At 65.1% G+C, this 25690-nt stretch carries 24 protein-coding genes; 13 read left to right on the top strand and 11 right to left on the bottom strand.

Translation table 11 applies throughout. The annotated features are described in order from the left end of the window. Positions 1–15 precede the first annotated feature (15 nt). The 9 genes from AC1DGP_RS13955 to AC1DGP_RS13995 form a co-directional block, all read right to left on the bottom strand. On the bottom strand, positions 16–1557 hold the full coding sequence (locus AC1DGP_RS13955) for an ABC transporter substrate-binding protein (protein ID WP_441504231.1): 1542 nt from the start codon (positions 1555–1557) through the stop codon (positions 16–18). 33 nt (positions 1558–1590) lie between these two features. Then, positions 1591–3099 carry a M81 family metallopeptidase gene (locus AC1DGP_RS13960; RefSeq protein WP_441504230.1) on the bottom strand — a complete coding sequence of 503 codons (1509 nt, stop codon included), beginning with the start codon at positions 3097–3099 and terminating at the stop codon, positions 1591–1593. A gap of 191 nt (positions 3100–3290) precedes the next feature. Then, positions 3291–4325, bottom strand: coding sequence for an ABC transporter ATP-binding protein (locus AC1DGP_RS13965; RefSeq protein WP_441504229.1), 1035 nt, complete (start codon positions 4323–4325; stop codon positions 3291–3293). Continuing rightward, the gene (locus AC1DGP_RS13970) at positions 4322–5140 is read right to left on the bottom strand and encodes an ABC transporter ATP-binding protein (protein ID WP_441504228.1); all 819 of its coding nucleotides are present in this window, start codon (positions 5138–5140) and stop codon (positions 4322–4324) included. The genes AC1DGP_RS13965 and AC1DGP_RS13970 overlap by 4 nt, the downstream gene beginning before the upstream one ends. Continuing rightward, the gene (locus AC1DGP_RS13975) at positions 5137–6006 is read right to left on the bottom strand and encodes an ABC transporter permease (RefSeq protein WP_441504227.1); all 870 of its coding nucleotides are present in this window, start codon (positions 6004–6006) and stop codon (positions 5137–5139) included. The genes AC1DGP_RS13970 and AC1DGP_RS13975 overlap by 4 nt, the downstream gene beginning before the upstream one ends. Positions 6007–6011: 5 nt before the next feature. Beyond that, on the bottom strand, positions 6012–6953 hold the full coding sequence (locus AC1DGP_RS13980; protein WP_441504226.1) for an ABC transporter permease: 942 nt from the start codon (positions 6951–6953) through the stop codon (positions 6012–6014). Between the two features lie 37 nt (positions 6954–6990). After that, positions 6991–8589 (bottom strand): ABC transporter substrate-binding protein, encoded by a 1599-nt coding sequence (locus AC1DGP_RS13985; RefSeq protein WP_441504225.1) that lies wholly within the window; start codon positions 8587–8589, stop codon positions 6991–6993. A gap of 222 nt (positions 8590–8811) precedes the next feature. Then, positions 8812–10122, bottom strand: coding sequence for an alanine racemase (locus AC1DGP_RS13990; RefSeq protein WP_476832226.1), 1311 nt, complete (start codon positions 10120–10122; stop codon positions 8812–8814). Further along, a complete protein-coding gene (locus AC1DGP_RS13995) occupies positions 10113–11576 on the bottom strand; it encodes a M81 family metallopeptidase (protein ID WP_441504223.1) in 1464 nt (487 codons plus the stop codon). Before AC1DGP_RS13995 ends, AC1DGP_RS13990 begins: the two co-directional genes overlap by 10 nt. Positions 11577–11767: 191 nt before the next feature. Between AC1DGP_RS13995 and AC1DGP_RS14000 the strand changes: the two genes are divergently transcribed. Together AC1DGP_RS14000 and AC1DGP_RS14005 are read left to right on the top strand one after the other, a co-directional pair. Next, positions 11768–13282 (top strand): M81 family metallopeptidase, encoded by a 1515-nt coding sequence (locus AC1DGP_RS14000; RefSeq protein ID WP_441504222.1) that lies wholly within the window; start codon positions 11768–11770, stop codon positions 13280–13282. Between the two features lie 115 nt (positions 13283–13397). Continuing rightward, positions 13398–13592: a DUF6494 family protein gene (locus AC1DGP_RS14005; protein ID WP_441504221.1), complete on the top strand. Its 195-nt coding sequence runs from the start codon at positions 13398–13400 to the stop codon at positions 13590–13592. 181 nt (positions 13593–13773) lie between these two features. On the opposite strand, the gene AC1DGP_RS14010 is transcribed toward AC1DGP_RS14005, so the two are convergent. Continuing rightward, entirely contained in the window at positions 13774–14748 is a 975-nt protein-coding gene (locus AC1DGP_RS14010; protein ID WP_441492116.1) for a LysR family transcriptional regulator, read from the bottom strand. Positions 14749–14816: 68 nt separating this feature from the next. On the opposite strand from AC1DGP_RS14010, the gene AC1DGP_RS14015 reads away from it, so the two are divergent. The 11 genes from AC1DGP_RS14015 to AC1DGP_RS14065 all read left to right on the top strand — a co-directional run bounded on the left by AC1DGP_RS14015 (position 14817) and on the right by AC1DGP_RS14065 (position 24874). Further along, positions 14817–15974, top strand: a complete 1158-nt coding sequence (locus tag AC1DGP_RS14015) for an NAD(P)/FAD-dependent oxidoreductase (protein ID WP_441492117.1) — start codon at positions 14817–14819, stop codon at positions 15972–15974. Continuing rightward, the gene (locus AC1DGP_RS14020) at positions 15971–16234 is read left to right on the top strand and encodes a 2Fe-2S iron-sulfur cluster-binding protein (RefSeq protein WP_441504220.1); all 264 of its coding nucleotides are present in this window, start codon (positions 15971–15973) and stop codon (positions 16232–16234) included. The genes AC1DGP_RS14015 and AC1DGP_RS14020 overlap by 4 nt, the downstream gene beginning before the upstream one ends. Continuing rightward, on the top strand, positions 16227–17513 hold the full coding sequence (locus tag AC1DGP_RS14025; protein ID WP_441504219.1) for an FAD-dependent oxidoreductase: 1287 nt from the start codon (positions 16227–16229) through the stop codon (positions 17511–17513). The genes AC1DGP_RS14020 and AC1DGP_RS14025 overlap by 8 nt, the downstream gene beginning before the upstream one ends. A gap of 3 nt (positions 17514–17516) precedes the next feature. Next, on the top strand, positions 17517–18923 hold the full coding sequence (locus tag AC1DGP_RS14030; protein WP_441504218.1) for an aldehyde dehydrogenase family protein: 1407 nt from the start codon (positions 17517–17519) through the stop codon (positions 18921–18923). A 25-nt stretch (positions 18924–18948) separates the two neighbouring features. Next, positions 18949–19857: a 4-hydroxy-tetrahydrodipicolinate synthase gene (gene dapA / locus AC1DGP_RS14035; RefSeq protein ID WP_441504217.1), complete on the top strand. Its 909-nt coding sequence runs from the start codon at positions 18949–18951 to the stop codon at positions 19855–19857. Between the two features lie 121 nt (positions 19858–19978). Next, the gene (locus AC1DGP_RS14040; protein WP_441492122.1) at positions 19979–20806 is read left to right on the top strand and encodes a transporter substrate-binding domain-containing protein; all 828 of its coding nucleotides are present in this window, start codon (positions 19979–19981) and stop codon (positions 20804–20806) included. Between the two features lie 49 nt (positions 20807–20855). Then, on the top strand, positions 20856–21518 hold the full coding sequence (locus AC1DGP_RS14045) for an amino acid ABC transporter permease (RefSeq protein WP_441492123.1): 663 nt from the start codon (positions 20856–20858) through the stop codon (positions 21516–21518). Positions 21519–21531: 13 nt separating this feature from the next. Next, positions 21532–22329: an amino acid ABC transporter ATP-binding protein gene (locus AC1DGP_RS14050; RefSeq protein ID WP_441492124.1), complete on the top strand. Its 798-nt coding sequence runs from the start codon at positions 21532–21534 to the stop codon at positions 22327–22329. A gap of 7 nt (positions 22330–22336) precedes the next feature. After that, a complete protein-coding gene (locus AC1DGP_RS14055) occupies positions 22337–23488 on the top strand; it encodes a saccharopine dehydrogenase family protein (protein ID WP_441504216.1) in 1152 nt (383 codons plus the stop codon). Further along, positions 23485–24219, top strand: coding sequence for an aspartate/glutamate racemase family protein (locus AC1DGP_RS14060; RefSeq protein WP_441504215.1), 735 nt, complete (start codon positions 23485–23487; stop codon positions 24217–24219). Before AC1DGP_RS14055 ends, AC1DGP_RS14060 begins: the two co-directional genes overlap by 4 nt. 97 nt (positions 24220–24316) lie before the next feature. Next, positions 24317–24874 (top strand): L,D-transpeptidase, encoded by a 558-nt coding sequence (locus AC1DGP_RS14065; RefSeq protein ID WP_441504214.1) that lies wholly within the window; start codon positions 24317–24319, stop codon positions 24872–24874. Positions 24875–24940: 66 nt separating this feature from the next. On the opposite strand, the gene AC1DGP_RS14070 is transcribed toward AC1DGP_RS14065, so the two are convergent. Continuing rightward, positions 24941–25690, bottom strand: coding sequence for an SDR family NAD(P)-dependent oxidoreductase (locus tag AC1DGP_RS14070; protein WP_441504213.1), 750 nt, complete (start codon positions 25688–25690; stop codon positions 24941–24943).

Raw genomic sequence — 25690 nt, forward strand, 5'->3', positions numbered from 1 at the left:
CCTCACCGCTCCGCATTACTTGAACCCGATCGTCCGCGCGACGAGGAGGTTGTCGATCTCGAGTGTCACCCCGCCAACCTTGTCGGAGGCGACGATCAGGCCAACCTCATAGGAATTGGTCGGTATCGCGAAGGCCTCGTCCACCAGCACCTTGTTCAGGTTGTCATAAGATGCCTTGACCTCGGCCGCTCCCCCCGCGGCGCCATCGACCTTGGCAATCGCCGCGACATAGGCCGGATGCGGGTGCGGGTCCTTGAGGATTGGGTTCTGGGAGGTCCGATAGATCGAGTTCGTCGTCACGCGCGACGGGAACTTCTGGACATTCCCGACTGCACCGAAGACCGCGGCGAAATCGCCGCCCAGCAGCGCACTGACGAATTCGGCCCCCTGGCGGATATCGAGCTCGATCGGGATCCCGGCCTTGCCCAGCGAGGCCTGTACGATCTGGCTGATCTGGACCGAGGCCTCGTCGCTGCCATTGACCAGCATCTTCCAGTCTTTCATCTCGGCCGCCGAGAGGCCGGATGCCACAAGCAAGGCCTTCGCCTTGTCGAGATCGTAGGCGTAGGCCTTGGTGAAGCTGGCGTCGAAGGCCGGGCTTGCCGGCGCCCAGGGCTGCGCGACGACCTCGCCCATGCCGGCATAGCCGACGCGTAGGATGCCCGCGCGATCCATCAGGTGGTTGAAGGCCTGGCGGTAGGATTTGTTGCGGAATGGGCCACGCGTCGAGTTGATGCGGAAGACCTGCACGAGCTTGCCGGGTCCGGAAAAGACCTGGTAGCCAGCGCTCTTGAGGCGCACGGCACTCCGCGAGGAGCCGTTATAGATGATGTCGACGGCGCCCGACTCGAGCGCCGCGCTCGCCGCCGCATCCTCGCTGAACACAGTGAAGACGAGATCCTGCACGATCGGCTGCTTCTCGCGCCAGTAGTTCGGATTGGCCTTGAGGCGCAAGCCCTGCCCGACTGCGCGGCTCACCAGGGTGAAGGGGCCGGTGCCGGCCGGAACCGTCTCGACCGTATCGATGCCCTTTGCCTCGATCGGGATCAGGAACTGCAGCAGGTCGAGGATCTGCCGTTCCGGAACCGGAGCCTTGAAGTTGATCACCACGGTCCGGTCATCGGGCGCCGACCAGTCCTTGACGATCGACATCGTGGAAAAGACGTTCTTGCCGCGCTTGGGATCGGCTCCCTTCTGCAGCGTCGCCAATACGGAATCGGCCTTGAACGGAGTGCCGCTATGGAAGGTCACGCCATCGCGCAGCTTCACGCTGACCGAGGTCTTGTCAGGCGCGATCGTCCACTCAGTCGCCAGGCTCGGCTCCGGCTTTCCCTCGGGCGTGTATTCGATCAGGCTGTCATAGAGGTTCTTGATGACGTGGAAATTGACGGTCGAGAGCTGCTGCGGATCGTAATTGGCGAGTTCGCTCAGCACGGCGACACGCAAGGTGCCGCCCTTCAGTTGCTGAGCGATGGCTGGGAGTGACATCGCCAGGGGAGCTGCTGCAGCCAGGGCGATGCCCCCCATGCAGAATTGACGTCGCGATACGGTGGTCATCCGGCACACTCCCCTTTTTGGTTGGTCTTCGTATCAGCTCGTCCCCGCGCCAGGCTGGGTCGAATGCGCCCGCCAGTCGCTTATTGTTTCAAGTGGATAGACGGGGCGCGGAATCCGCGCCCAGGGCAAGGTGAAGACGTCCGACTGCCCGGGCCCGCGCGTGTCGGCACGAATGACCTGCGAGGAGATCGGCGCGAAATACTGGAAATTCGACGCCGTCTTGAGGACAGCCATCTTGTAGTCCGCGAGATCGACGCCGAAAGCTTCGTAGACGCCCGGCACATTGCCAGCGACACCGCGCAACTCGCTGATCAGGAGCGTCACGGGCCCGACGTCGAAAACGACGACCCGGCCCATATCGACCTCGTTCTGGTGGTTGTAGATCAGCGGCACGGGCCCACCCCCGATACGCCGGACCGTGCCGGTGACCTCGAGCGGCGTAAAGAAGGCCGGCGCCGCATCGCCGCCCAGCGGCAGCGTCACCCGTGCACCCTCGCCGGCCGCGACCAGCGTCGCGACGGCCTGCGGCGAAATCAGCGGGATCAGCGCGCGGCTGCCGATGCCGAGCCTGAGGATCGATTCCAGGATCAGGTTGCTGTCGCCGGCGGAGCCACCGAAGACGGTATCGCCGGTGTCGCTGAGCACGACCATGCCGCGCTCGGCAGCGTCGGCCTTGCGCACGGCCTCGTCGACCGAGAGCGCCTCGCGGACCTGGAAATCATCGCGCATCGACCAGGCGAGGTCGGCGAGCTCATCCGCCAGAGTCTCGGCCAGGGACGGGTCGCCATCCGTGACGACGATCGTCGACCAGCCGCCCTCGGCGACATCTAGCCAGGGCTGCATCGGATAGTTCGATGCCTGCAGCACGCGCTCATCGGCCTCCAGCTCGCGGGCCCGATCGAACCAGCGCTTCATCGGCCCCTTCGACGTCAGGAACTGCTCTTGATGCGACAGCAGCGGAATCTTGCGCCAGGCCATCACCGGCCGCCGCTTCTCCGCGAGAATCTTGAGCAACAGAGCCGTCCCGATTTTGCCGGTATCGAAGACGTCATGCGGCTGCGTACGATGCCCGACGATCGCCGTGCAATTGGCCATGATCTTGCGCGTGATGTTGGCGTGGTGATCGAGGCCAAGCAGGATCGGGACCTCGGATCCGAGGATCGAACGGCAGAGCTCGGCCTGCTCGCCTTCGACATCGTCGATATCCTCGGCAGCAGCGGCGCCGTGGAGTTGCAGGACGAGCCCGTCGATCGGGCCGACAGCCGCGAGCCCGGTCCGGATCTTGTCCTGGAAGAAGTCGAACGCCGCGCGCGTGATCCGGCCGCCGGCGACGCTCCAGGCCCTGATGATCGGGATCGTCTCGACCGCAAGGCCGGATTCAGCCACCGCTGCATAGTGACCGCCGATCTGCCCGATCTCGCCAAACTGACGCGCGATCTCGGCCCCCTCATACAGGCCGAATGCCTCGAAATCCGCGAGCGTGGTCGGTACAGGATTGAAGTCGTTCGTTTCCTGCACAATGTGAATCAAGGCCAGGCGCACAGAATTCCTCCCGGAAAACGACGGTTCGCCAGCCGCAACGGCAAGGCGATCTCAATGGGTCGCACACCTCGTTATTGAGCGCTCACGCCGGTTGAACCTGTCGCAATGCGCGAAAACATGGGAAAAACGTACTGACGGCGCTATTTCGGGTCAAGGATTCTCTGTTTCGCAAGAAGAAACCGCTCCGATCTTCACAGGACCGGCAAACCTGTATTCCCGACCTCGCCTGGCTCACGAGACAGCGCTTCTCGGCGCGGCCAATAGCGGCACGAGACGCCGTGACCTGCCGCGACTTCGTGCCACTCCGCAGTGTTGCTGCTCGCGTGATCGTCGCCGTGGACACAGCCCCCGCCATCGCCTTCGAGAAAGCGCAGATCCGGCGGCGGCCGCTGGAGCCGTTCGCGCTGGCGGACGGGATCGGGCACCGGCACTGCATCCAGCAATACGCGCGTATAGGGGTGGGCGGGGCTGTCATAGACTTGAGCCGCGCTGCCCATTTCGACGACCCGGCCGCGATACATGACCGCTACGTGATGGGCGACTTCGCGAACGATCGCGAGATCATGCGCGATGAACAGATAGGACAGGCCGAGCTTCGCCTGAAGTGACTGCAACAGGTCCACGATCTGCGCCTGGGTGCGGACGTCGAGCGCCGAGACCGGCTCGTCGCAGACGATGAAATCCGGGCTGACCGCCAGGGCCCGGGCGATGACGACGCGCTGGCGCTGCCCGCCGGAAAATTCGTGCGGGTAGCGCTGCATCATGCCCGGGTCGAGGCTGACCAGGTCCAGAAGCTCAGCGACACGGTCCTGCAGCCGGGCAGGAGGCACCGAGCGATGCACCTGGAGCGGCTCGCGCAGGATCTGTCCGATCGTCATGCGCGGGTGCAAGCTCGAATACGGATTCTGCAGCACGAACTGCATATGGCGCCGCATCTGCCGCAATCGTGCGGCCAGCATCGTGGTCAATTCCTCGCCGAGCAGTTTCACCGAGCCCGAATATGTCTTCTGCAGCTGCAGGATCGCCCGGCCGGTCGTGGTCTTGCCCGACCCGGACTGGCCGACGAGCCCGAGCGTCTGGCCGGGTCCGATATCGAAGGAGACACGATCGACCGCCTTCAGCGCCTTGCCGTCGCCCCTGCCGGGAAAGCGCACCGACAGATCGCGGACCTGAAGCAGTGGCCGCGGCAGCGCCTCGGCGAGTGCGGCGGGATCATGAGCGGTCATCGCGTCGGCCCGGTGCTCTGGAGACGCGGCACGGCATCGAGCAGGGCGCGCGTATAGGCGTGCTGCGGCGCGGCGAAGACCCTCTCGATCGCTCCGGCTTCGACGATCTCGCCGCGGTACATCACATTGACCCGGTCGACCATGCCGGCCACGACGCCGAAATCATGGGTGATCAGCATCAACGCCATGCCGCGCTCCTCCTTCAGCCGCAGGAGCAAGCGCAGGATCTGCGCTTGCACGGTGACGTCGAGCGCCGTCGTCGGCTCATCGGCGATCAGCAGGTCCGGCTCGCAGGAGATGGCCATCGCGATCATGACGCGCTGGCGCATCCCGCCTGAGAACTGGTGCGGATGATCGTCCAGGCGCCGCGCCGCATCAGGTATCCCGACCTGATCGAGCAGTTCGATGCAGCGTTCGCGTGCCGCCTTGCCGGACAGCCCGGTGTGGTGGCGCAGCATGTCGGTCATTTGCGCGGCAATGCTCAGCACCGGATTGAGCGACGTCATCGGATCCTGGAAGACCATGGCGATGCGCCGCCCACGCAGAGCCCGCATATCGACTTCGCTCTTCGCCAGGATGTCCTGCCCCAGGAAGCTGACCTCGCCGCCAAGCGCGACAGAGGTGCCTTCGGGGGTGAGCCGCATCAGCGCCTTGGCCGTGACGCTCTTGCCGCAGCCGGATTCGCCGACGAAACCGACCGCTTCATCGGCAGCGATATCGAAGGAGATGCCGCGTACGGCCTGGATGACCTCCCGGCGCGTCGTGACGCTGGCGGTCAGGTTGCGGACGCTGAGGAGAGGGCCGGTGCGGATCATCGCACGCTCCCGACATCGAGCACGTCGCGCAGGCCATTGGCCAGGACGATAAAGGTCAGCGTCGCGAACACGATCGCGGCGGCGGGGCCGATCACGGTCAGCGGTGCCAGCTCCATGAATTGCCGCGCTTCGGACAGCATGCCACCCCAGTTCGGGTCTGGCGGCGGCGGCCCGAGCCCGAGGAAGGACAGGGCCGTGACCGTGAAGATCGTCTGAGACAGGGTCAGGCTGGTCGCGACAAGGATCGGCGAGACGACGAGCGGCAGGATATGGCGGAGAACCAGCCGCAATTCGCTCATGCCGATGCTGCGCGCCGCTTCGACATGGTCCCATTGCTTCACGCTGAGCACGGGCGCGCGCACCACTCTGGCCATTGCCGGCGTGTACACGATGGCGATGGTGAGGATCAGATTGGGAATGGTCGGTCCAAGCGCCGCAACGACCGCAATCGCGAGAAGGAGCACCGGGAAGGCGAAAACCACATCCAGGACGCGCATGATCACGTCATCGACCAGGCCGCCCAGATAGCCGGAGAGCAACCCGAGGACGAGACCTCCGACGAGGGCGATAAAGACGGCCGTGATCGTGATCAGCAGGGTCGTGCGGCCACCGACGATCAGCCGGCTGAGGACATCGCGACCGATCGAGTCCGTACCGAGCCAGTGGCGCGCACTGGCTCCGGCAAGAGAGTCGGGCGAGGTCGCGGACGGATCGAACGGCACGAGGAAGGGCGCGAAGATCGTGACGATCAACATCGTGGCCAGCATTGCCAGCCCGATCCCCAGCAGCAGGCCGCCTTGCGTGATCCGCAGCGCCTTGGGAGCGCACGCGCCAAGAGCCCGCTCCTGAACTCCCTCCTGCGACACGGCCCTCACAGCTTCACCCGCGCATCGACCCGTGCATAGGCGATGTCGATCATCGTATTCACCACGACCACGATCGCCGACGCCGTCAGGACGATGGCCTGGATCACCGGATAGTCGCGGCTATTGATGGAATCGAAGAGATATTGGCCCATTCCGGGAATGGCGAAGATGGTCTCGACCAGGATGCTGCCGCCAAGCAGGGCTGCGATCTTGAGACCGGTTGCGGTGATGACCGGCGTCAAGGCGTTGCGGACGAGGTAGTCGCGGAGGATCCTGCCCGGAGGCAGCCCTTTCGCGCGAGCGACCATGACGAAATCCTGGTTGGCCACCTCGAGGACGGCAGCGCGGGTGTTCTCGGAAATCGTGACCGAGACCGCCAGCGCCAGGGCGAGCGCCGGCAACAGCAGGCTACCGATATTGGCGAGCGGATCCTCGAGAAACGGCGTGTAGCCGAAGATCGAGATCTGCGGGAAATAGAGGCCGAAGAGCAGCACGATCAGCGTCGCGACCACATAATTCGGCACGGCCAGCATAACGCCATTGTAGAGCCGCACGATCCAGTCGATCGCGCCACGCATCCGCGCCGCTGCCAGCCCGGTCGCTACCCCCATCAGCATCGAGATGATCGCGGCAACCAGCGTCAGTTGGAAGGTCACCGCAAGCCGATTGAGCAATTCCGGCCGAACCGGCTGGCGCGTCACGAAGGACGTGCCGAGATCACCGAGGAGGGCATGCCCGAGCCAGACCCCATATTGCGCCAGCAGTGGTCGATCGAGCCCGAGCTCCTGCCGGATCGCCGCCAGAACCTCCGGTGCGACGCTCTGTGAGCCCGCTGCGGCAATGGCAAAATCGCCCGGCAAAGCCCGCATCATCGCGAAGGCAATGAAGGAGACCGCCAGCAGGATGACCAGCATCCAGGCGAGGCGGCCGAGGACAAAGCGCGTCATCGGCCGGCGCCCAATGTGCCGAGAGCGAACGGGGGAGTTATTTTTTCAGCCATGCCGTGCGCACGAAGGAGCGGATATTCGCAGCGATCGGAACGTAATCCTTGACGTAGTTCCACCAGATCTCCCAGCGGAGCGGGTACTGGTAGACTTGGATGATGTAGGCTTGGTCGGCGATATGGCGCTGGATCGCCATGTTCTTGGCCGCACGCAGGCCGAGGTCGAGTTCGGCGCGGGCTTCCAGGATCATTCTGTCGAGTGCGGCATCGTTCGATCCGGTGCCCTTGCCGGTAGCGCTGTCCGACTTGATGTATTGAAGGGTGGCGTCCGAGTCCGGCGTCCAGGACAGGGCGACCGAGAGCAGCGTCGGCCACGTACCGGTGTTCCACATGGTCAAGAGCGGTGCCGTCTCCATCGGCGTCAGTTTGACCGTGATTCCCGCCACCTGCCATTGCTGCTGCAGGATCTGCGCACAGGCGACGTCGAGCGGGTTGGCTGCGACGATGATGTAATTGCCGAGATCGATGCCCTCGGGATAACCGGCCTCGGCCAGCAGAACCTTCGCCGCTGCCGGATCATGCTTGTAGTAGGGCAGTTCCCCGGTGCCATCATAGCCGCCGACCTGGCTTTCCGGGATCATCGCGCCGATCTTGCCCGAACCGCCCAGGATCGTGTCGAGGCAGGCCTTGCGATCGGTCGCGAGGCTAAGCGCGCGGCGCACCCTGACATCGTTCAGGGGCTTGGCCTTCATGTTCAGCCAGATCGGGAAGGTCCGCGAGGTCTGACCGGGAGCGGACACGAGGTTGGGCGAGGTGCGCGCAATCGCAGCCGCGACTTTCGGGTCCTTCAGCCAGGTCATGTCGATCGCGCGCGACCGCAGCGCCGAGGTCAGCGTGGCCTGGTCCTTGTAGAACTTGAACACCACCCTGGAGAGATGCGGCTGCCCCTTCTCATAATAGCCCGCATGCGCGGTCAGCGAGAATTGCAGATTCGGCTGATAGGCCTCGAACACGAAGGGGCCGGTTCCGACGGGCTGGGTGTTGAGGTTCTCGACCCCGGCCGGGACGATCGCACCATTGGGGCTGGTCGCCAGATTGCTCAGGAAGGCCGCATCGGTCGCGTTCAGCTGGAATTTGACAGTGTAGGGGTCGATGACCGTAACCGCATCGACGCTGGAATAGAACGCCCGCAGGCGGCTGCCGGAAGCCGGGCTCAGGATACGATCGAAGGTGTGCTTCACATCATTGGCCGTGAAATCCTGGCCATTGTGGAATTTCACGCCCTGCCGCAGGCGGAAGACATAGGTCTTGGGATCGGGTTGATCGTAGCTCAGCGCGAGGTCGGGCTCGATCTTCATCTGCGCGGACCAGCGCAGCAGCCCCGTATAGATCAGGCTGGTGAAATCATAGGAGGAGAACGCCGTAAGCGTGACCGGATCCAGCCCGATCGGGTCGGCATCGGCGCCGATCGTCAGTGTTCCACCGGAAACCGGCGTCTCGGCCGCAGCATCGCCAACCATGATCGCGGGCGAAAGCGCCATGGCACTGCTGGCGAGCACAAGCCGCAGCAGGCTGCGGCGCGATAGCTCCTCTGCCATCTCCGGCTCGGGGGCGATCATCGGGAATGACGGAGGCTTCACGAACGATCCTTCCACATATGATCACAGGGCATGATCTCGGCCTGAAGCCTACAAGACGCTGATCTCCCATCAGCACCCGCCGCATGAAGCGAGACGCCTGTCGCCCTCGCCGATTCCCGCCCGCAGATCATCCCTCTCTCCGACGGAGGCTAGGAGTCGCCAGAATTCGCGTCAAGGATTCCTGGTTTCGCAACAAGAAACACGGTTTCCAAGTAGGGCCTCTCAGAAGAACGTTCTGACGGCCCCGCGCACGCCGTAATCGTCGTCGACCAGCATCAGCAGAGCCCATTTGTCGAAGGTCGTACAGGGATGACCGATGCCGAAGCCGACCATGTCTCCAACCTGGAGCGGGCTGTCCTCCGGCGTACCGAGATGGCAGTGCTGGTCGTTGAGTGCGAGAACCGTGTGCCCTGCCGGCATCGGCTCGGGATTGCTCATGCCCTGCCGGAACCAGCGCAGGGGAACGGGCATGCCTGCGTCGTAGCTGATGTMGCGCTTGCCGACGGTGAGCAGGCTACGACCTCGCTCGGGCCGCGATTGGACATAGGCCCAGACCTCAAGCGCCGGCTCGAGTCCGCCCGCCGGCAGGGTCAGGCTTGTTTCCATGACGATGCGCCGGAATGCACTGGCATAGGCTGTTGAATCGTGCGTCAGGTAACAACCCGAGCGCAGGACCTTCACGATGGATCGCGCAAAGGACGCCGCGTTCAGCTTTTCTCCGACGCGATCGAAAAGGGCGGTTCCGCCGGCACTCAGCACCATGGGATCGGGGCCGAGCAAACCCTCCGCTTCGGCGGCCAACGCCACGTCGATCATGTCGTCGAGGAGGCGGTCGGCACCTGCGGTGACACTATGTAACCCTTCGAAACACTCGAACCCGGCAAGTTGCAGCCCAGCCGCCCCACTGATGGCACGGGCGATCGCCATCGCCTCGGCCCGGCTGCGCGCACCCGTTCGGCCGCCCATGAAACCGATCTCGACGAGGATGCGCAGCGGATTGCCCGATGGCGGCGGCGCGCGCCGGGCGGCCTCCGCCAGCAATGCGACACCTTCGACGCTGTCGGCCAGGCAATACAACGCAAAGCCCTCATCCATCACGGCATCGAGGCAGGCGGTGATCTCCTGGCGTCCGACAGGCTGATTGGCGAGGATCACGCGTCTGACACCGAATTGGCGGCACACCTGAAGCTGCTGGATCGTCGCCACGGTAATGGCCCAGGCGCCGTCGGCGATCTGCAGGTCGAAGAGCTGCGGCGCCATGGTCGTCTTGCCATGGGGCGCGATCACCAGACCGTTCTCTGCGGTGAACGCGCTCATCCAGACGCTGTTTCGCCTCAGCACGCTCTCGCGGATCACCGCAATCGGGAGCGGCAAGTCGCCGGCCAGAACATTCCAGCCTTGCGTCCCGATATCGCCCAGTCGCAGGCCCGATATGCCTGGCGGCAGCCCCTTGCTCAGCCCATCGAGGCGTTGATCGTCGATATCGGCGAGTGACAGACGCGGCAGCGCGCCACCGGGGGCGATCAGAGCCATGGGTTCGGGTCCAGCGGCGAGAATGGGCGGCGGATCTTGGTGTAGGCGATCTTGCTGGCGTCCGGTGGGTATGGGCCGCCGCTGTCGAGATAGAGAACGCTGGCCGCGATCGGCGCAAAGGCCGCATGGAAATGGTTCGAGGATTTGACGACCACGACCCGCTTTGCAGCCAGATCAATGCCGAGATTGGTGAAGACCGGAGGGCTGAAGGTCTGAGCGCGGGTCGATGCGAGGACGATATCGAGAGCGCCGATGCGGATCGCCGCAGCCGGCCCGAGCGAAACCCAGCTCTGCGCAAAGGGCACCACAAGCTCGGACGTCGTGCCTGTCACCAGCACCGTGGCATCGATCGGCCGGCCCGACGACGGCGCAGCCTTGCCAGCGAAGCGCAGGGAAATCTCGGCTCCAACCCCGGCGGCGCGGCACAGGCTCACGGCGACGGGGTCCCAGAGCGCCCCGATCGCGGCCGGCACCTCCGGCCGTCTGAGCAGCGCCTCGACCATCACGGAGGAATCGCCGGCGACGCCGCCGCCGGGATTGTCCCAGCGATCGGCGAGGATGACGGGACGGCCATCCTGCGCCAGTGCCAGCGCCGCCTCGATACCCTCATCAGGCTTGTAGTGCTTCGGCGCCGCACCGCTGGGACCCCAGCGCAGGATTTCCAGCCCAAGCGTCTTGGCGAGCGCTGCCGCCTTGCCCGCATCGCGATCGGCGATGACGAGCACCTTCGTGCCGACATCCGCCACGTCCGCCGCCTGGAAGCCGTGCGCGACCGAGATGCTCAGGATACCGTCCCTGCCCTCCATCGCCTTGATACGGTCGACGAAACTGCGACCTGGCTCGCGGCTTGTCATGAAGCTCGCAATTCCGCGGCAGTCGAAGACAGCGCTGACGGGTTTCACCTGCGCGCGCGCTGTCCGCAGACAGAGCTCGAGAAGATCCTCCGCCCGATCGAGAAAGTCGGTATGCGGAAACTCCTTGAAGGCAATGATGACATCAGCGGCATCGACCATCTCAGTGGTGAGATGGCAATGCATGTCGAGCTCGGCCCCGATGACGCAATCGGGGCCGGCAAGCGCGCGGGCGCGCGCCATCAGGTCGCCCTCGCAATCGTCATAGTCGCGCGCAACCATTGCGCCATGCAGCCCCAGCAGCACGATATCGACAGGGAGCGCCTCACGAAGCTGGCTAAGAATTTCATCCCGCAGGCTTTCATAGCCCTCGCGCGAGACGAGCCCTGCAGGCTCGGCCCATGTCGCCGTGCCCTCGATCAGGGTGTAGCCCTCGCTGGCAGCGCGGCGGCGGGCGGCGACCACCGGCGCCGAGCACAGCGTCGGCGTTTCCGGGTGCGTACCGGGCGGACAGTAGAAGGCCGCCTCAAAGGCGCTGCGATCGACGAAGAGCGGAGCGAAGGTGTTGGTTTCAGTCGCCAGCGATGCAACGAAGACGCGCATGCAGATAGCCCCCGCTCGGCGACACGACGCAACCGCACCGTCCCGCTCCTCCGCCAGGATCTAACGGGAGGTCGCTTCCCCCTGTCAAAGCAGAGTGGTTTCTCCTGACGGAATAATGGCGTCTTGATCCGGAACGCCCCCGCGTCCGAAATGGTGCCACGCCGCTTCCTGTCGAGATTGGTTTCCCCAGCATGGCACGCCCCCGCCGCATCCTGCTCGCCGCGCTGTTTCACGAGACGCACAGCTTCATCGACGAGGTTACGAGCCTCGCCGACTTCACGATCCGGCGCGGTGGCGAGGTGTTGCAGCGGCGCGGAGACGGATCCACGCTCGATGGTTTCCTGGAGGTGGCCGAAGCCGAGGGGTGGCAGGTCGTACCGACGATCGACTACACGGCCCTGCCCTCGGGCACCGTCGAACAGGCTGTCTTCGACCGCTTCCGAGACGAGTTCGACGCAGGGCTCAGGGCAGCGCTTGCGGATGGCGGCCTCGACGGCATCTGGCTCGCCCTGCACGGTGCCATGGTGACGTCAGCATGTCTCGACCCGGAGGGTGCTTTGCTCGCCCATATCCGTGCGGTGCCCGGCTGCGAGGACCTGCCGGTCTTCGGTGTCTTCGACCTCCACGCGAATTTCACCGCGGCCATGGCTGCCCACGCCAATGGCCTCGTCGCCTATCGCGAGAACCCGCACACCGATGCTCGGGAATCGGCCAAGCGCGCGGCGCAGCTGCTCGCACGGGCCCTGAACGAGAACAGCCTTCCGCGCATGCATTCGTGCAACGCTCCCGTCATGTGGCCACCGACAGGAACCGGAACGGCCGATCGGCCGATGCGCGAGCTCGAGGCCATGGCTCGGGCGATCGAAAGCGACGATCCCGCGATCTGGGCTGTCAACGTCGTCGGCGGCTATTCATTCTCCGATGTTCCCGAGGCCGGCGTCGCATTCTGCGTGGTGACCACGGGAGCGGAAGCTGAGGCGCGTGGAGCGCTGGCGCGGCTCACGGAAACGGCCGCGACCCTGCGCGCCTTCGGCCTGCCCAGCGAATGGGATCTCGACGACGCCGTTGCGGAGATTCAGCGTCTGCCGGGCGGCCCCTATATCGTCGTCGAGCCGGCGGACAATATCGGTGGCGGCGCGCCCGGCGACGGCACGTCCGTGCTCCGCGCGTTCCTGCGCCATGAGGTCGAGAACTGTGCCATTGCCATCGCCGACGCCGCGGCGGTTGCTGCGCTCTCTGATGCCAGGCCGGGCGATGTCCGGAGGATCTCGGTCGGCGGCAAGGGGAGCGCCATTGCCGAAGGCCCAGTCGAAATCGAGGCCCGATTCGTCAGCTCAAGCGATGGCGACTTTGCGCTGGAGGACCTGAACAGCCATCTAGCCGCCTCCCAGGGCGCCCATTTCAGCATGGGGCCCTCTGCCGTGGTGACCACTGGACGCGGGATCAGCGTGCTGCTGACCAGCCGCAAGACACCCCCCTTCGACCTTGGGCAGTTCCGCTCGCAGGGCATCCACCCGGAGACCCTGAAGGCGATCGGCGTCAAGGCGGCCGTCGCGCATCGGCGTGCCTACGACAAGATCGCCAAGGGCAGCTACACGGTTGCAACATCCGGCCCCTGCACCAGCAAGATCGCTTCGCTGCCCTACACGCAGCTCCGCCGGCCAGTCTTCCCAATCCATCCGGATGACGCGCTGGACGACCGTTGAGCGGCCCCCGACGCCGAAAGCCGATGCGCGCTCAATTGCGCGGGTGCTGCCGGTGAGCTCATCCGGGTGTATCACCAATGTACGCGGCCCTTGGCAGCGAGTTTGGAGAGCGATCATGGATGAGGACCGTTTCAACATGGCCGTCCGGAAGTTCCTGAAGGAGGTCGGGCTGACCTCTCAACGGGAGATCGAGCGCGTCGTACGCGAGGGAAACCTGCAAGGACGCGTCGTGCGCCTGCGCATGTCGCTCACGTCAGACGATGCGCCCTCGCTTCAGCATAGTGTCGAGACAACCATCGACCTCCGCTGAGGCGGCTGGCGGAGTGGCCCAGAACCCCCGCGGAAGCATCGGCAGCCGATCGCTTTACCTGACTGCGAAGGTCGCCGCGTTCGCTTTCGCGAGCATTCACCTGTAGCAGGGTGCCACCCAGCGATCAGGGAAGGCCTCATGCAATGCTCGGAATCTGTAATAACTAAGCAAATTTCGACTTCTAATAGAATTTAATCAGATCCGTACACAATTGCCTCAGCGATTTGACATAGGTATTATTGAATAGAAAAATTGCCTCACCAAAGTAAATCGGAATCTCCGGCAATCCATCTATATCAACCTTTGTTACATTTGGCTCCTGCTCCCCCAGGCACCATTCCGGAATGATCGCAAAGCCGAGGCCGGCCTCGACACATCGCTTGACGCTCGAACTGCCCGACGTCGAGATCGCGATCTCCATTTCGGAATCCTGTGGCCTGAGATAGTCGACCGCGAGATTGCGAAGGAGCTGGCCTGGCTCATAGGTCACGAACGGCCGGCCTGTGGCCCAATCCTTGATGCTGCTCGGCGAAGGCGGATCCCCCCAGGACGTCGGGAAGATCAGCGCCGGCCGATAGGTGCAGACGAGGTGCTGCGGAACGTTCGGGTCCCCGAAATACCGTTCGGTGATGCAGACATCCAGGCTGCCGTCCTTGATCAGTTCCGGGAGCGACGTGTCGCGCTCATAGGCCACGATCTCCACCTGGGGGTAACGCTCACGGAAGCGGGCCAGGACCGGCGGCAGGAGATAGTAGAAGATGGCTTGCGGAAGCCCGATACGCAGGACCGGACGCTCCTTGTCCAGGGTGCGGTCGAGCCGGGCGAGCATCGTATCCAGCTCAGGCAGCAGCAACTTGTAGAGGCTGCGTCCGCGAGGCGTCAGAATAACCGTCTTCGCGCCCTGCTCCGAGACCACCAGGCGCTCTCCCAGAACCTGCTCAAGCCGCCGGACATGATTGGCGGCAGACTGATAGCTCATGCCGAGCTTGCGCGCGGCTGCGGAATAGGAGCCGTCGCGCGCAACGATGAAGAACGTTTGGATGAGCGTCAGGTTGGCGTCACGCATGGCAGCCCCTCCCAGGAAAGCGACCTGCATGTCCCACAGCCGAGCGATTTCCGCCACTTTCAAACAATGAGGCAAGTCGGCGCCGATCATTTGGATCGACCGGCCGGGCGAAGCGGAAGAGGTTCGGCGCACCTCTTCTGGGAAACAAGATCGCCGTCATGGCCCGCCCCTCCTCAATGCATGTCGCCGTGGTTGGCGCGGGAATCGTCGGTGCTGCCGCCGCCCATTTCCTCGCGGCCGCGGGCGCAAGGGTCACGTTGCTGGATGCATCGGGCCCGGCAGCCGGTGCGACCGGCGCATCCGACGGCGCGGTCTCGGTGGCCAGCAAGCGCCCGGGGCCGATGATGGACCTCGCCCGTCATGCCAGGGCCTTCTACGGTCAGTTGGAAGCCGACGGCCTCTTCCAAGGGCTGTTCCATCGCCGCTCGACCTTCCTGATCGCGCAGAACGCCCTTGAAGCGGAACTCGTGTCGCAGCACGGCGCTGACCTCGCCCAGGCCGGCGAACGCGTCATCGCGGTCGCGCGAGCCGACCTGATGAACCGCATCCCCGGTCTTGGCGAACGCGTCGCGGCCGCCCTCGAGATTCCCGATGACGGCCACGCCCTTGGGTACCAGATCACGGCGCGCCTGCTGCAGCGGAGCGACATCGTCGTGCGGCGCCGGGCGCCGGTGTCCGAGATCGTGGTGCGGGATGGCCGTGCCGTCGGCGTCGCGCTCGCGGACGAAGTCCTGCCGGCGGACGCGGTCCTCGTCGCGGCCGGTATCGGATCGGCCCATCTCCTGAACCTGGGCGACATCCTTATCCCGCGGAAGGGACAGATGGTCGTCACCGATCGGGCAAGTGCCGGGCGTCCCGCCATCGACGGGCATCTCATGGCCGCCTCCTATCTCGCGGCCAAGCGCGGCATCGTTCTGGACAGATCGCATATCGGCCTCGTCATCGACCCGCTGGTGACCGGCCAGTTCCTTCTGGGCGGCAGTCGAGAGGACAATCGCAGCGATCATCGAACAGACGCGGTGACCGTGTCGGCCATCTTGCGGGCAGCCCTCGATCTCTATCCACCGCTCGGGGCGCGGCGCGTGGTGAGAACATTCGCGGGCGTGCGGACGGCCTCGCGTGATGGGCTGCCGATCATCGGCAGGCACCCGCATGTCGATGGGCTCGTCGTCGCGACCGGTTTCGAGGGCGACGGCATCTGCCTTGGTCCCTTCATGGGCGAATCCGCGGCGCGAATAGTCCTGGACCGGCCGCTCGCCGCCGATCTTTCGATGCTGACACCCGCTCGATTTGCCGGGGTCGAGGCCTGCCAATGATGTCGCGGATATTCTGGAACGATCGCGTCGTGCCCTTCCGCCCCGGCGAGACGATTGCAGCGGCCTTGGGCCGGGCCGGCATCCTCAGCCTCGGTCCGGAAGGCGCGCCGGTGCGCGGACGTGTCTTCTGCGGCATCGGCGCGTGCCAGGCTTGCGTCGTCTCGGTCGAGGGTGGCGCACCGGTCGAGGCGTGCCTGACGCCCGCCAGGGATGGGTTGAGAATTGGGTCCATGCCCTCGGTTGGGGGGCGGAATGACTGACATTCCGATCCTCGTCGTCGGCGGCGGGCCCGCCGGAGCAAGCGCTGCGGCCACTCTCGCAGAGGCTGGATTGCGTGTGCTTCTGGTCGAGCAGCGCGATCAACTGGGCGGCGCGATCCACCGCCAGGCGGCCCGCGGCGCGGCCCATGCCGTGCACACGCCCGCCCGGCACCGACGCAACTGGGCCGAGCTCGCCCAGCGTATCGAGGCTGCCGGCAGCCGCATCGAATTGCGCACCGACACCGTCTTCCTGGGCGTCGACGGCGATGGCCGCCATCTCTTCGACGATCGGGCGGCCGGCAGGGTTTTTGCCCGCACGGTCCGCGCGGCAGTCATCGCTGTCGGAGCGGTTGAGAAGATCCATCCGTTCGAGGGCTGGGACCTGCCGGGCGTCATGACCGCGGGCGGAGCTCAGGTCCTGCTCAAGGAGACCGGCGTCCCACCGACGGGGCCCATCCTGGTCGCCGGAACAGGCCCCCTTCTTCTTGCCGTATCCGCACAGCTTGCCAAGGCGGGCAACCCGCCGGTCGCGGTGCTGGAGCGAGGGCGTCCATGGCTTCGCTTCAACGCCCTGCTGCAGATGGTCGGGGCAGGGCCGCAACTCGGCGAGGCGGCTTCCTACGCCGCCACGCTCCTGTCGCAGGGCGTCCCCTACCGGACCGGAACCGACATCCTCTCCGTTCGCGAGGATGATGCGGGTCTGGACATTCGGGTCAGGCGCAGTGGCTCCCTTCATCGTCTGCGCGCCCGGCATGTGCTGGTGCATGACGGCATCGAGCCCAACCGGGTCGGCATACCCCTTTCGGATCCTGACGGGGCCGTTCCCGTTGTCCTTGCCGGCGACGGGCGCGAGGTTCTGGGCGCGGACGCGGCCATCCTGGACGGCCGCCGTGCAGCCTGCACGGTCCTCGCGCGTCTGGGGATGCGGCGTCCCGACGGGCAAGTCGAGGCCAGGCTGACGGCGGCGCGGAATGTCCAGGCCGCCCTCTTCAACCTGTTCCGCTCCGCCTTGCCGGAGCCAACCCCCGAGACGCTGATCTGCCGCTGCGAGGCGCGTCGCCTCTCCGACTTCAGATCGCTCCCGGACGATGCCTCGACTCGGGAGATCCGCCTCATGGGGCGGTTCGGGATGGGTGTCTGCCAGGGGCGTTTCTGCGGCCCGACGATCGCCGCCCTGCGCGGCGAGGCCGTGCCTTCGGCCATCCCACCTCGTTGGCCCCTGCGGCCGGTGTCCTTGGCAGCACTTGCCGACCTGAAAACAGACGATCTGGAGTCCTAGACCGTGACCATCACCCTTGTGAAACGTCCCGCAGCCGCAACCGCATCCCCACAGATCGAGGTGTTCAATCCCTACTCGGGCGCCAGAATTGGTCAGGTCGCGGTTGCCGATGAGGTCGCGGTCGCAAAAGCTCTGCAAGGCGCGCGCCGGGCGTGGCGCGAGTTCCGCTTCAGCACTCCGGCGGAACGCAAGGCCTTGCTCTACCGCCTCGCGGTGCTTCTCGCTGATGAGGCCGACGATATGGCCAAAATCATCTGCGCTGAAGTCGGCAAGACGATCGCGGAGGCCCGCAATGAGGTCCGTCGCGCCCAGAACACCCTGCGCCTGTCCGGCGATGCGGTGACCGTGCTGCATGGCGAGGTGCTGCCGACGGCAATTGTGCCCGGCGCGCCCAGCAAGTTCGCGTCCATCACCTATGAGGCCGCCGGCGTGGTCGGGGCGATCACGCCCTTCAACTATCCGCTCAACCTGCTTTGCCATAAGCTCGGTCCCGCGATCGCGGCCGGCAACGCGGTCGTTGCCAAGCCGTCACCGAAGGCGCCGCTCGCGGCGGCGCGCCTGGCCGAACTCGCTGCCAAGGCCGGCTTTCCCGCAGGCCTGTTCACCGTCGTGCATGGGGGCGCCGAGGTCGCCGCGACCATTGCCGGCGGCGATATCGACATTCTGAGCTTCACCGGCGGACCCGCAGCCGGGCTGGCGCTGAAGAACGCATCCGGCCTGGTCCGTTGCCTGATGGAGCTCGGTGGCAATGACCCGCTGATCGTCATGCCCGACGCCGATCTGGACCGCGCGGCCGACGTCGCCATTGGCCATCGTTTCGAGATCGCCGGGCAAAGCTGCGCTGCGGTGAAGCGCCTCTTCCTTCACGACTCCATTCGCGAAACCATGCTGGAGCGCATCGTCGCGAGAATCGAGGCCGTTCGCACGGGCGATCCGGCCGATGCGGACACGGTCATGGGAACCGTCATCGATGAGCAGGCCGCCATGGAGGTGGAGCGGCGTGTCAGGCAGGCGGTCACCGATGGGGCAGAGCTGCTGGCAGGCGGCGTCCGGAAGGGGACGCTCTTTGCTCCGACGCTCCTCGACGCCGTGTCGGAAGGCACGGACCTCGTGCGCTCCGAAACCTTCGGCCCGGTTCTGGCAGTCCGCCGCTTCAGCGATGTCGGCAGCGTCATCGCCGAGGTCAGTGACGGCATCTACGGCCTCCAGGCCGGCGTCTTCACCAACGATCACGCGCTGGTCAAACGCTTCTCGCGCGAACTGCGCGTCGGTGGCGTGATGATCAATGAGGGCCCCGATTTCAGGGCCGAGAACGTGCCGTTCGGCGGAATCAAGTCCAGCGGCCTGGGACGCGAGGGCATCCACATGACCTTGCGGGAAATGAGCGAGACCAAGGTCGTCATCGACTGAGGCTTCGGGAAAAGGGAATTGCACAATGATCGATAAGCAACTTCGTCAGCGCATGGCTGGCGTCTTCACCGCTCTCGTGACGCCGTTCAGGAACGGCGCGGTCGATACCCCGGCGCTCGAAGCCTTGATCAAGAAGCAGCTGGAAGCGGGTGTGGCCGGGCTTGTACCGGTCGGCACCACGGGCGAGGCCGCGACCCTGACTGACAGCGAGGCAGAGGACGTCATTCGCACCACGGTCGCAGCGGCCAAAGGCCGAGCCTTCGTGATGGCCGGCGCAGGATCCAACGCGACGAACCTGGCCATCGGGAAAGCCGTGCGGGCGCAGGCGCTGGGCGTCGACGGCCTCCTGATCGTCACGCCCTATTACAACAAGCCTTCTCAGGCCGGCCTGTTCGACCATTTCTCCGCCATTGCTGCGGCGGTGGAGATCCCGATCATGCTCTACAGCGTGCCGGGACGTACCGGAGTCGAAATCGCGCCGGAGACGGCGGCGCGCCTGGCGAAAGCCCATACCAACATCGTCGGCATCAAGGAGGCCGGCGGCAAGGTCGAGAGGATCACCGAACTGCGCCGTGCCCTCGGTGAGGAATTCGTGATCCACTCAGGCGATGATGGGCTCACCCTGCCCTTCCTCGCGGTCGGTGCCGACGGCGTGACGAGCGTCGCCTCGAACCTGCTGCCCAAGGACATCGTCGCTCTGCACAAGGCCTGGGTCGCTGGCGAGACAGACAAGGCTCGGCGCCTTCATGAGGCTCTGTTCGACGTGATTGGACATCTCTTCATCGAGAGCAATCCAGTACCGCTGAAGGCAGCGCTCGCCCGCACCGGGGCCATCAGCACCGAAATCCGAGCGCCGCTCGCCCCGTTGCGCCCGGAGAGCCTTGCGTCGCTCGAGGCGAGCCTCAAGACCTACGAGACAACCGCCAACATATAAAAAAACCGGTAGGAAGCGGGGCTACTCTCGCATTGTTCGCGAGGGTGGCTCGCCTACGCTGCCGTCAATCCGGATATCGGAGCAAGGCCGAGTACATCGGCGGGGAACGGAGTTTAGACCCATGAAACAAGTCCTTCGGGCAATCTGCGCCGCCGGCCTCTCGCTGCTGGCGCTTTCGGGAACGGCCAGAGCCGAGGATACCGTGGAAGCCGTGCGCGCTCGCGGCGTTCTGCGCATCCCGGGAATTCTCAACGAGGATCCCTATTTCAACAAGGATCCGCGGACCGGCGAATGGCGCGGCTTTGCCATCGAGATGGCCAGGGACATCGCCAAGACGCTGGGCGTCAAATTGCAGGTCGTTGAATCGACCTGGCCCAATTCGATCCTGGACGTGCAGAGCGGCAAGGCTGATCTGGCCCTGGGCGTCACCGCGACGCCGCAACGGGCGCTGTCGGTCGCGTTCTCCCAGCCGACCTATTTCAACAGCTTCGTCATCGTCTCGCCGAAGCCCGAATTGTCGAAGCGGAGCTGGGCCGAGCTCAACGATCCCAAATACACTTTTGCCGTCGATCTCGGCTCCTCCCAGGACCTCATCGCGCAGCAATACCTGCCGAAGGCAAAGATGCTTCGGTTCAAGTCCCGCGACGAAGCGATCGTCGCCGTCGTCACCGGCAAGGCCGATGGCCTCGTGAACACGATGCTCAACGGCCTCGTCATGGCCAAGAAGGCCAGCGGCATCGGCAAGGTCATGGTGCCGCAGCCCGTGCTCTCCACCCCTTCGGTGGTGGCTATGAACTGGGGAACCGACGAGAAGTGGAAGGCCTTCATCTCCTCCTGGGCCGAATACAACCGCCGCATCGGCAACAACCAGACCTGGATCGTGAACAGCCTGGAGCCATTCGGCATCACGCTGGACGATATGCCCGAAGGCTTCGGCTTCGGCGGCTGAACTCCCAGGCGGCCCGCGAGGGCCGCCTCCACGGAAGGCTGGAGAGAACATGTATACGTGGAGCTTTGCCCCGATCCTCCAGGCGAGCGATCTCTTCCTGTGGGGGGCGTGGATCACCGTCGTCTATACGATCGGCTCGATCGCACTTGGCCTGATCCTCGGCCTGGCGGTCTGCTTCGCGCGGCTGTCGGGCAATGGACCGCTGAACTGGTTCGCACAGGGCTTCCAGGAGCTGTTCCGGTGCACGCCCCTGCTCGTGCAGCTGCTCTGGATCTATTACGCCTTGCCGCTGATTCTCGGGATCGACATCCCGAACTGGGCGGCTGCGATGACGACGCTGTCGCTCTATGCGGCCGCATTCTATGCCGAAGTCTTCAGGGGTGGCATCGTCTCGATCGACAAGGGGCAATCCGAAGCAGGCGCCGCGATCGGCATGTCGGGATGGCAAGTCATGCGCAGGATCGTCCTGCCGCAGGCGATCCGCAGGATGATGCCCGCCTTCATCAATCAGTCGGTCACGCAGTTCAAGAACACCTCACTCGTATCGGTCATCTCGGTCGCCGACCTCACCTATATGGCGACCGTCGTGAACGGGCAGACCTATCGACCGCTGGAGGCCTATACGGCTGTCGCGATCCTCTATTTCGTCATCCTGTTCCCGGTCACGAAATTCGCCGACGTCGTTGAGCGCCGCATGCGCGCGGGCAATTGAGGAAAGGCGTTCCATGACCTCCAAACCTTCGTCGACCTCCAAGCCTTCGTCCGCTTCGTCCGGCTCCCTCCTGGAAGCCTCCGGCGTCACCAAGAACTTCGGGGCCCTGAAGGTGCTCCATGGCATCGACCTGGCGGTGAAAGCCGGCGAGGTCCTCTCGATCATCGGCCCTTCCGGCTCGGGAAAGTCCACCTTCATCCGCTGCATGAACATGCTGGAAAGGCCCGATGCCGGCGATATCCTCTTCCGCGGCAGGCGCGTTGGTCTCAAACATGTCGGCGATGCCCATTTCATGGGCCAGGGCGAGCTACGGCGCCATGTCGGCATGGTGTTCCAGCACTTCAATCTGTTTCCCCACAAGACGGTTCTGGAGAACGTGATCGAAGGACCGATCATCGTGCAGCGCAAGCCCCGCGCCGAGGCCGTCGAGATCGCGATGGACTATATCGCGAAGGTCGGGCTCGCCGATAAGCGCGATGCCTGGCCGAACCAGCTTTCCGGCGGACAGAAGCAGCGCGTCGCGATCGCGCGGGCCCTGGCCATGCAGCCGGATGCCCTTCTCCTGGACGAAGTCACGAGCGCGCTCGATCCCGAGCTGGTCGGCGAGGTTCTCGGCGTCGTACGCAGCCTCGCGGATCAGGGAATGACGATGGTTATCGTCACCCATGAGATCTCCTTCGCGGCCGACGTCTCGGACCGGATCGTCTTCATGGAAGCCGGGCGCATCGCGGCGGAGGGCTCGCCGACCGATATTCTGCGCAGCCCGAGCAACGAGCGCCTGAAAGCGTTCCTGTCGCGCTTCCATGCCTGATGAACCGATGAACAGGCTTGGGGAGGAACACCGCCCGTTTTCCGTCGTGATCGTTGGCGGCGGCAGAATTGGCTCGGCGCTGGCGGTCCTGCTTCGCGAGGCCCCGGAGTTCGACGTCGTGATCGTGGATCCGACGGAGCCGGCTCGGGTAAGCGCTCGCAATCTCAATCTGCGCCTGGTGGACATCGATCCCGCCAACCCATCCAAGCTGGACAGCCTGCTGGCCCGGTCCGACGCGGTGGTGGCCGCGCTGCCATCATCCGCGACACCTCCCATAGCCGCGGCCGCCCGGCGCAGCGGCGTGCATTACCTTGATCTGAGCGATGATACGCCCGGCCTCGAGGCCGTTCGACGCGAGGCCGGGTCGGCCTCCAGCTGCTTCGTTCCGCAATGCGGTGTATCGCCAGGATTGATCTCGCCGCTGGTGCTGGACCTCTTGTCCAGGGGTGTGATGCAAGGCAGCGAGGTGAATGTCCGGATCGGCACCTTGCCACGGCATTCGACCAATCGGTTCGGCTACGGCCTCACCTGGGATGTCGATGCCCTGCTGCGCGAATATCTGCAGCCCTCGACCGCGTTGATCAACCGCAAGGTAACGCGCCTGCCTCCCCTGTCCGAGCAGGAGCAGCTCCGTCTCGACGACAGCCTCTACGAGGTCTTCGTTTCCGGAAATATCCCCCTGAGCCTGTGCACATGCCTGGAGGGGCGTGTCGACAGCCTGGTCTCCCGGACGATCCGCTATCCCGGCCATCTCGACTACATGAAGTTCCTGCTGGACGATCTGAAACTGCGGCACCGGGTGGATCAGCTGCGGAACCTCTTTCTGAACGCGCTCCCCGAGATCGACGACGACCGGCTCCTGGTCTTCATCACGGCCGTCGGCCTGCGGAACGGGCGGCGGATCGAACACCGGTTCGCGCGTCACGTCGTTCCCGCGACTGTCGGCACCGTTTCGTTGAGCGCGATGCGGCGGACTGCGGCATCCCATGTCGCCGCCGTCCTGGACCTCATTCGGGAGGGACGGCTAAGCGGCTGCGGACTGATCGCTCAGGAGGATATCCCGATTGACGCATTGCGCGCCAATCGCTTCCTGTCGTGGTTCTTCGACGGGATCACGACCGCCTCGGCCGAGCACTCGAGCATGGAAACGGCATCGTGAACAGCAATCCCACTCCCGCGCGGACAAACGGCGTGGTCGCCGATCTCGGGATCGGTGTGCTCATGCTCGACACGCAATTCCAGCGTCTGCCCGGGGATATCGGGAACGGAACGACATGGTCGTTCCCGGTCCAGTTCCGGGTTGTGCGCGGCGCGAATCCCGCTGCGGTGGTCCATGGGCAAGCCGCGGGACTGCTCGAGCCCTTCATCGCTGCAGCGCTCGATCTCGTCGCGACCGGCGTGCGCGGCATCACGACGAGCTGCGGCTTCCTGGCGCTCCTGCAGAAGGAGATGACCGCGGCGCTGCCAGTGCCGGTGGCGACCAGCAGCCTGCTCCAGGCACCGGTGATCGAGGCGATGCTTCCCGCCGGCCAACAGGTCGGCATTCTCACCTTCGCAGCGGAAGCGCTGACACGAAGGCACCTCGATGCGGTCGGCGTCAGGGCGGACACCCCGATCGAGGGTCTGGCGCCGGAGAGCCTGTTTCGCCGCGTCTATGGCGGCCAGGGCGGGATTTCGGATTTCGCTACGCTCGAGCGGGAGGTCGTCGACGCGGCGCTGGCGCTCGTAGCCAGGCATCCCAATGTCGGGGCCATCCTCTGCGAATGTACCAATCTGCCGCCTCATGCAGCAGCAATTGCGGAGGCGACCGGACGACCGGTCTTCGACATCATCGGCTTCATCGACTGGTTCGCGCGCAGCTTGACGCCTCCAAGATATGTGCGGCGCTGAACTCCGGCTCCGTCCCAGTCTGCGCCGGCGCATTCTGTCTTGACGCCCCCTCCATTTCTCCCTTGAATCGCCAGCTGGGGGCGTTGCAGGGCGGGTCATGCTGCGCGCTATCATTCTCTTCGTTGCGGCGCTGGCGCTCTCGGCGCCCGCCTACGCCTACGACAATGCGGTCAGCCGCGGGCTTGCCGACTTCCTCAACATCTTCAGCGAACAGGCGATCCCGCGCCAGATCGTGCCTTGGCGCGGGCAATACGCGCCCGGCACGATCGTCATTTCAACGAGCCAGCGGCGGCTTTTCTACGTGCTCGGGAATGGGCAGGCGATCCGCTATGGCGTCGGCGTCGGGCGGCAGGGCTTTAGCTGGTCGGGGACCAAGATCGTCACGAGAAAGCGCGAGTGGCCGGATTGGCGGCCTCCCGCGCAGATGCTGAAACGCCGGCCCGATCTGCCGCGCTACATGCCGGGCGGCATCGACAATCCCCTGGGCGCACGCGCGCTCTATCTCGGATCAAGCCTGTATCGCATCCATGGCTCCAATGAGCCCAACACGATCGGGGCAGCCGTGTCGTCGGGTTGCATCCGGATGACCAATCGCGACGTTGTCGACCTCTACGATCGCGTCAGGACTGGTACCAAGGTCGTTGTGCTGCGGTGACGGGAAGCCCCCGGATCACAGCATCATGAGCCCCGCATGCTACGCGAGAGCCGCGGGCCGCGCAGGCTACAGTCGCAATCCGCCATCGACCGCGATCTCGGCGCCGTTGATATAGGCCCCCTCGCCGCGGCACAGCAGCAGCGCCACTCCGGCGCAGTCGCGTGGTGCGCCAATCCGCCCAAGCGGGACGCGCTCCAGGACCGCCGCCTCATAGACCGGGTCGGCCAGCACGGCGCGGTTGCGATCGGTCAGGATCGCGCCCGGCTTGATCACGTTGAAGGTGACATCCGGCGCCCGGACGGTGCGCGCGAGATTCAGGATCATGCTCGTCTGGGCCGCCTTGGTGGCGGCATAGTAGAGGCAATCGGCATTGGGCCTGGCCTCCTGAACGCTGCCGATCGCGATCACCCGGCCAAAGCCTCCCGCGATCATGCCGGGCAGGAAGGCCTGGATCAGGCGGACCGTGGCGTGGAGATTGACTTCGCTCTGCACCACCAGGGCACGATCACTGACGATGTCCCACCGCTCCCTGATCTCGGCCGAAGCACACAGCACCAGGATGTCGGGAACGAGGCCCCGAGCGTTCAGGTCATCACGCATTCGGCCGGGCATCGCCGGGTCTGCAAGATCCGCGATCAGGCCGCTCGCCTTCAGCCCGGCCGCATGCAGCCGCGAGAGCGCCTCCGCGTTTGCGGCCGCATCGCGATCATGCAGCACGGCATGCGCACCGGCCCGGGCCAGTTCCGACGCCACGGCCAGGCCAATCCCCCGCGCCGCGCCGGTGACCAGAGCGACGCGCCCATGAAGCCCTGCCAT

Source organism: Allobosea sp. 05T433 (assembly GCF_056396065.1).

Excerpts from the sequence above, each read along its gene's own strand:
- AC1DGP_RS14065 (WP_441504214.1), top strand. The coding sequence starts at position 24,317 with ATGCTGCGCGCTATCATTCTCTTCGTTGCGGCGCTGGCGCTCTCGGCG.
- AC1DGP_RS14045 (WP_441492123.1), top strand. The coding sequence starts at position 20,856 with ATGTATACGTGGAGCTTTGCCCCGATCCTCCAGGCGAGCGATCTCTTC.
- AC1DGP_RS13955 (WP_441504231.1), bottom strand. The coding sequence starts at position 1,557 with ATGACCACCGTATCGCGACGTCAATTCTGCATGGGGGGCATCGCCCTG.
- AC1DGP_RS14005 (WP_441504221.1), top strand. The coding sequence starts at position 13,398 with ATGGATGAGGACCGTTTCAACATGGCCGTCCGGAAGTTCCTGAAGGAG.
- AC1DGP_RS14070 (WP_441504213.1), bottom strand. The coding sequence starts at position 25,690 with ATGGCAGGGCTTCATGGGCGCGTCGCTCTGGTCACCGGCGCGGCGCGG.
- AC1DGP_RS13965 (WP_441504229.1), bottom strand. The coding sequence starts at position 4,325 with ATGACCGCTCATGATCCCGCCGCACTCGCCGAGGCGCTGCCGCGGCCA.
- AC1DGP_RS14000 (WP_441504222.1), top strand. The coding sequence starts at position 11,768 with ATGGCACGCCCCCGCCGCATCCTGCTCGCCGCGCTGTTTCACGAGACG.
- AC1DGP_RS14010 (WP_441492116.1), bottom strand. The coding sequence starts at position 14,748 with ATGATCGGCGCCGACTTGCCTCATTGTTTGAAAGTGGCGGAAATCGCT.
- AC1DGP_RS14055 (WP_441504216.1), top strand. The coding sequence starts at position 22,337 with ATGAACAGGCTTGGGGAGGAACACCGCCCGTTTTCCGTCGTGATCGTT.
- AC1DGP_RS13980 (WP_441504226.1), bottom strand. The coding sequence starts at position 6,953 with ATGACGCGCTTTGTCCTCGGCCGCCTCGCCTGGATGCTGGTCATCCTG.
- AC1DGP_RS13970 (WP_441504228.1), bottom strand. The coding sequence starts at position 5,140 with ATGATCCGCACCGGCCCTCTCCTCAGCGTCCGCAACCTGACCGCCAGC.
- dapA (WP_441504217.1), top strand. The coding sequence starts at position 18,949 with ATGATCGATAAGCAACTTCGTCAGCGCATGGCTGGCGTCTTCACCGCT.
- AC1DGP_RS14020 (WP_441504220.1), top strand. The coding sequence starts at position 15,971 with ATGATGTCGCGGATATTCTGGAACGATCGCGTCGTGCCCTTCCGCCCC.
- AC1DGP_RS13995 (WP_441504223.1), bottom strand. The coding sequence starts at position 11,576 with ATGCGCGTCTTCGTTGCATCGCTGGCGACTGAAACCAACACCTTCGCT.
- AC1DGP_RS14050 (WP_441492124.1), top strand. The coding sequence starts at position 21,532 with ATGACCTCCAAACCTTCGTCGACCTCCAAGCCTTCGTCCGCTTCGTCC.
- AC1DGP_RS14025 (WP_441504219.1), top strand. The coding sequence starts at position 16,227 with ATGACTGACATTCCGATCCTCGTCGTCGGCGGCGGGCCCGCCGGAGCA.
- AC1DGP_RS14040 (WP_441492122.1), top strand. The coding sequence starts at position 19,979 with ATGAAACAAGTCCTTCGGGCAATCTGCGCCGCCGGCCTCTCGCTGCTG.
- AC1DGP_RS14015 (WP_441492117.1), top strand. The coding sequence starts at position 14,817 with ATGGCCCGCCCCTCCTCAATGCATGTCGCCGTGGTTGGCGCGGGAATC.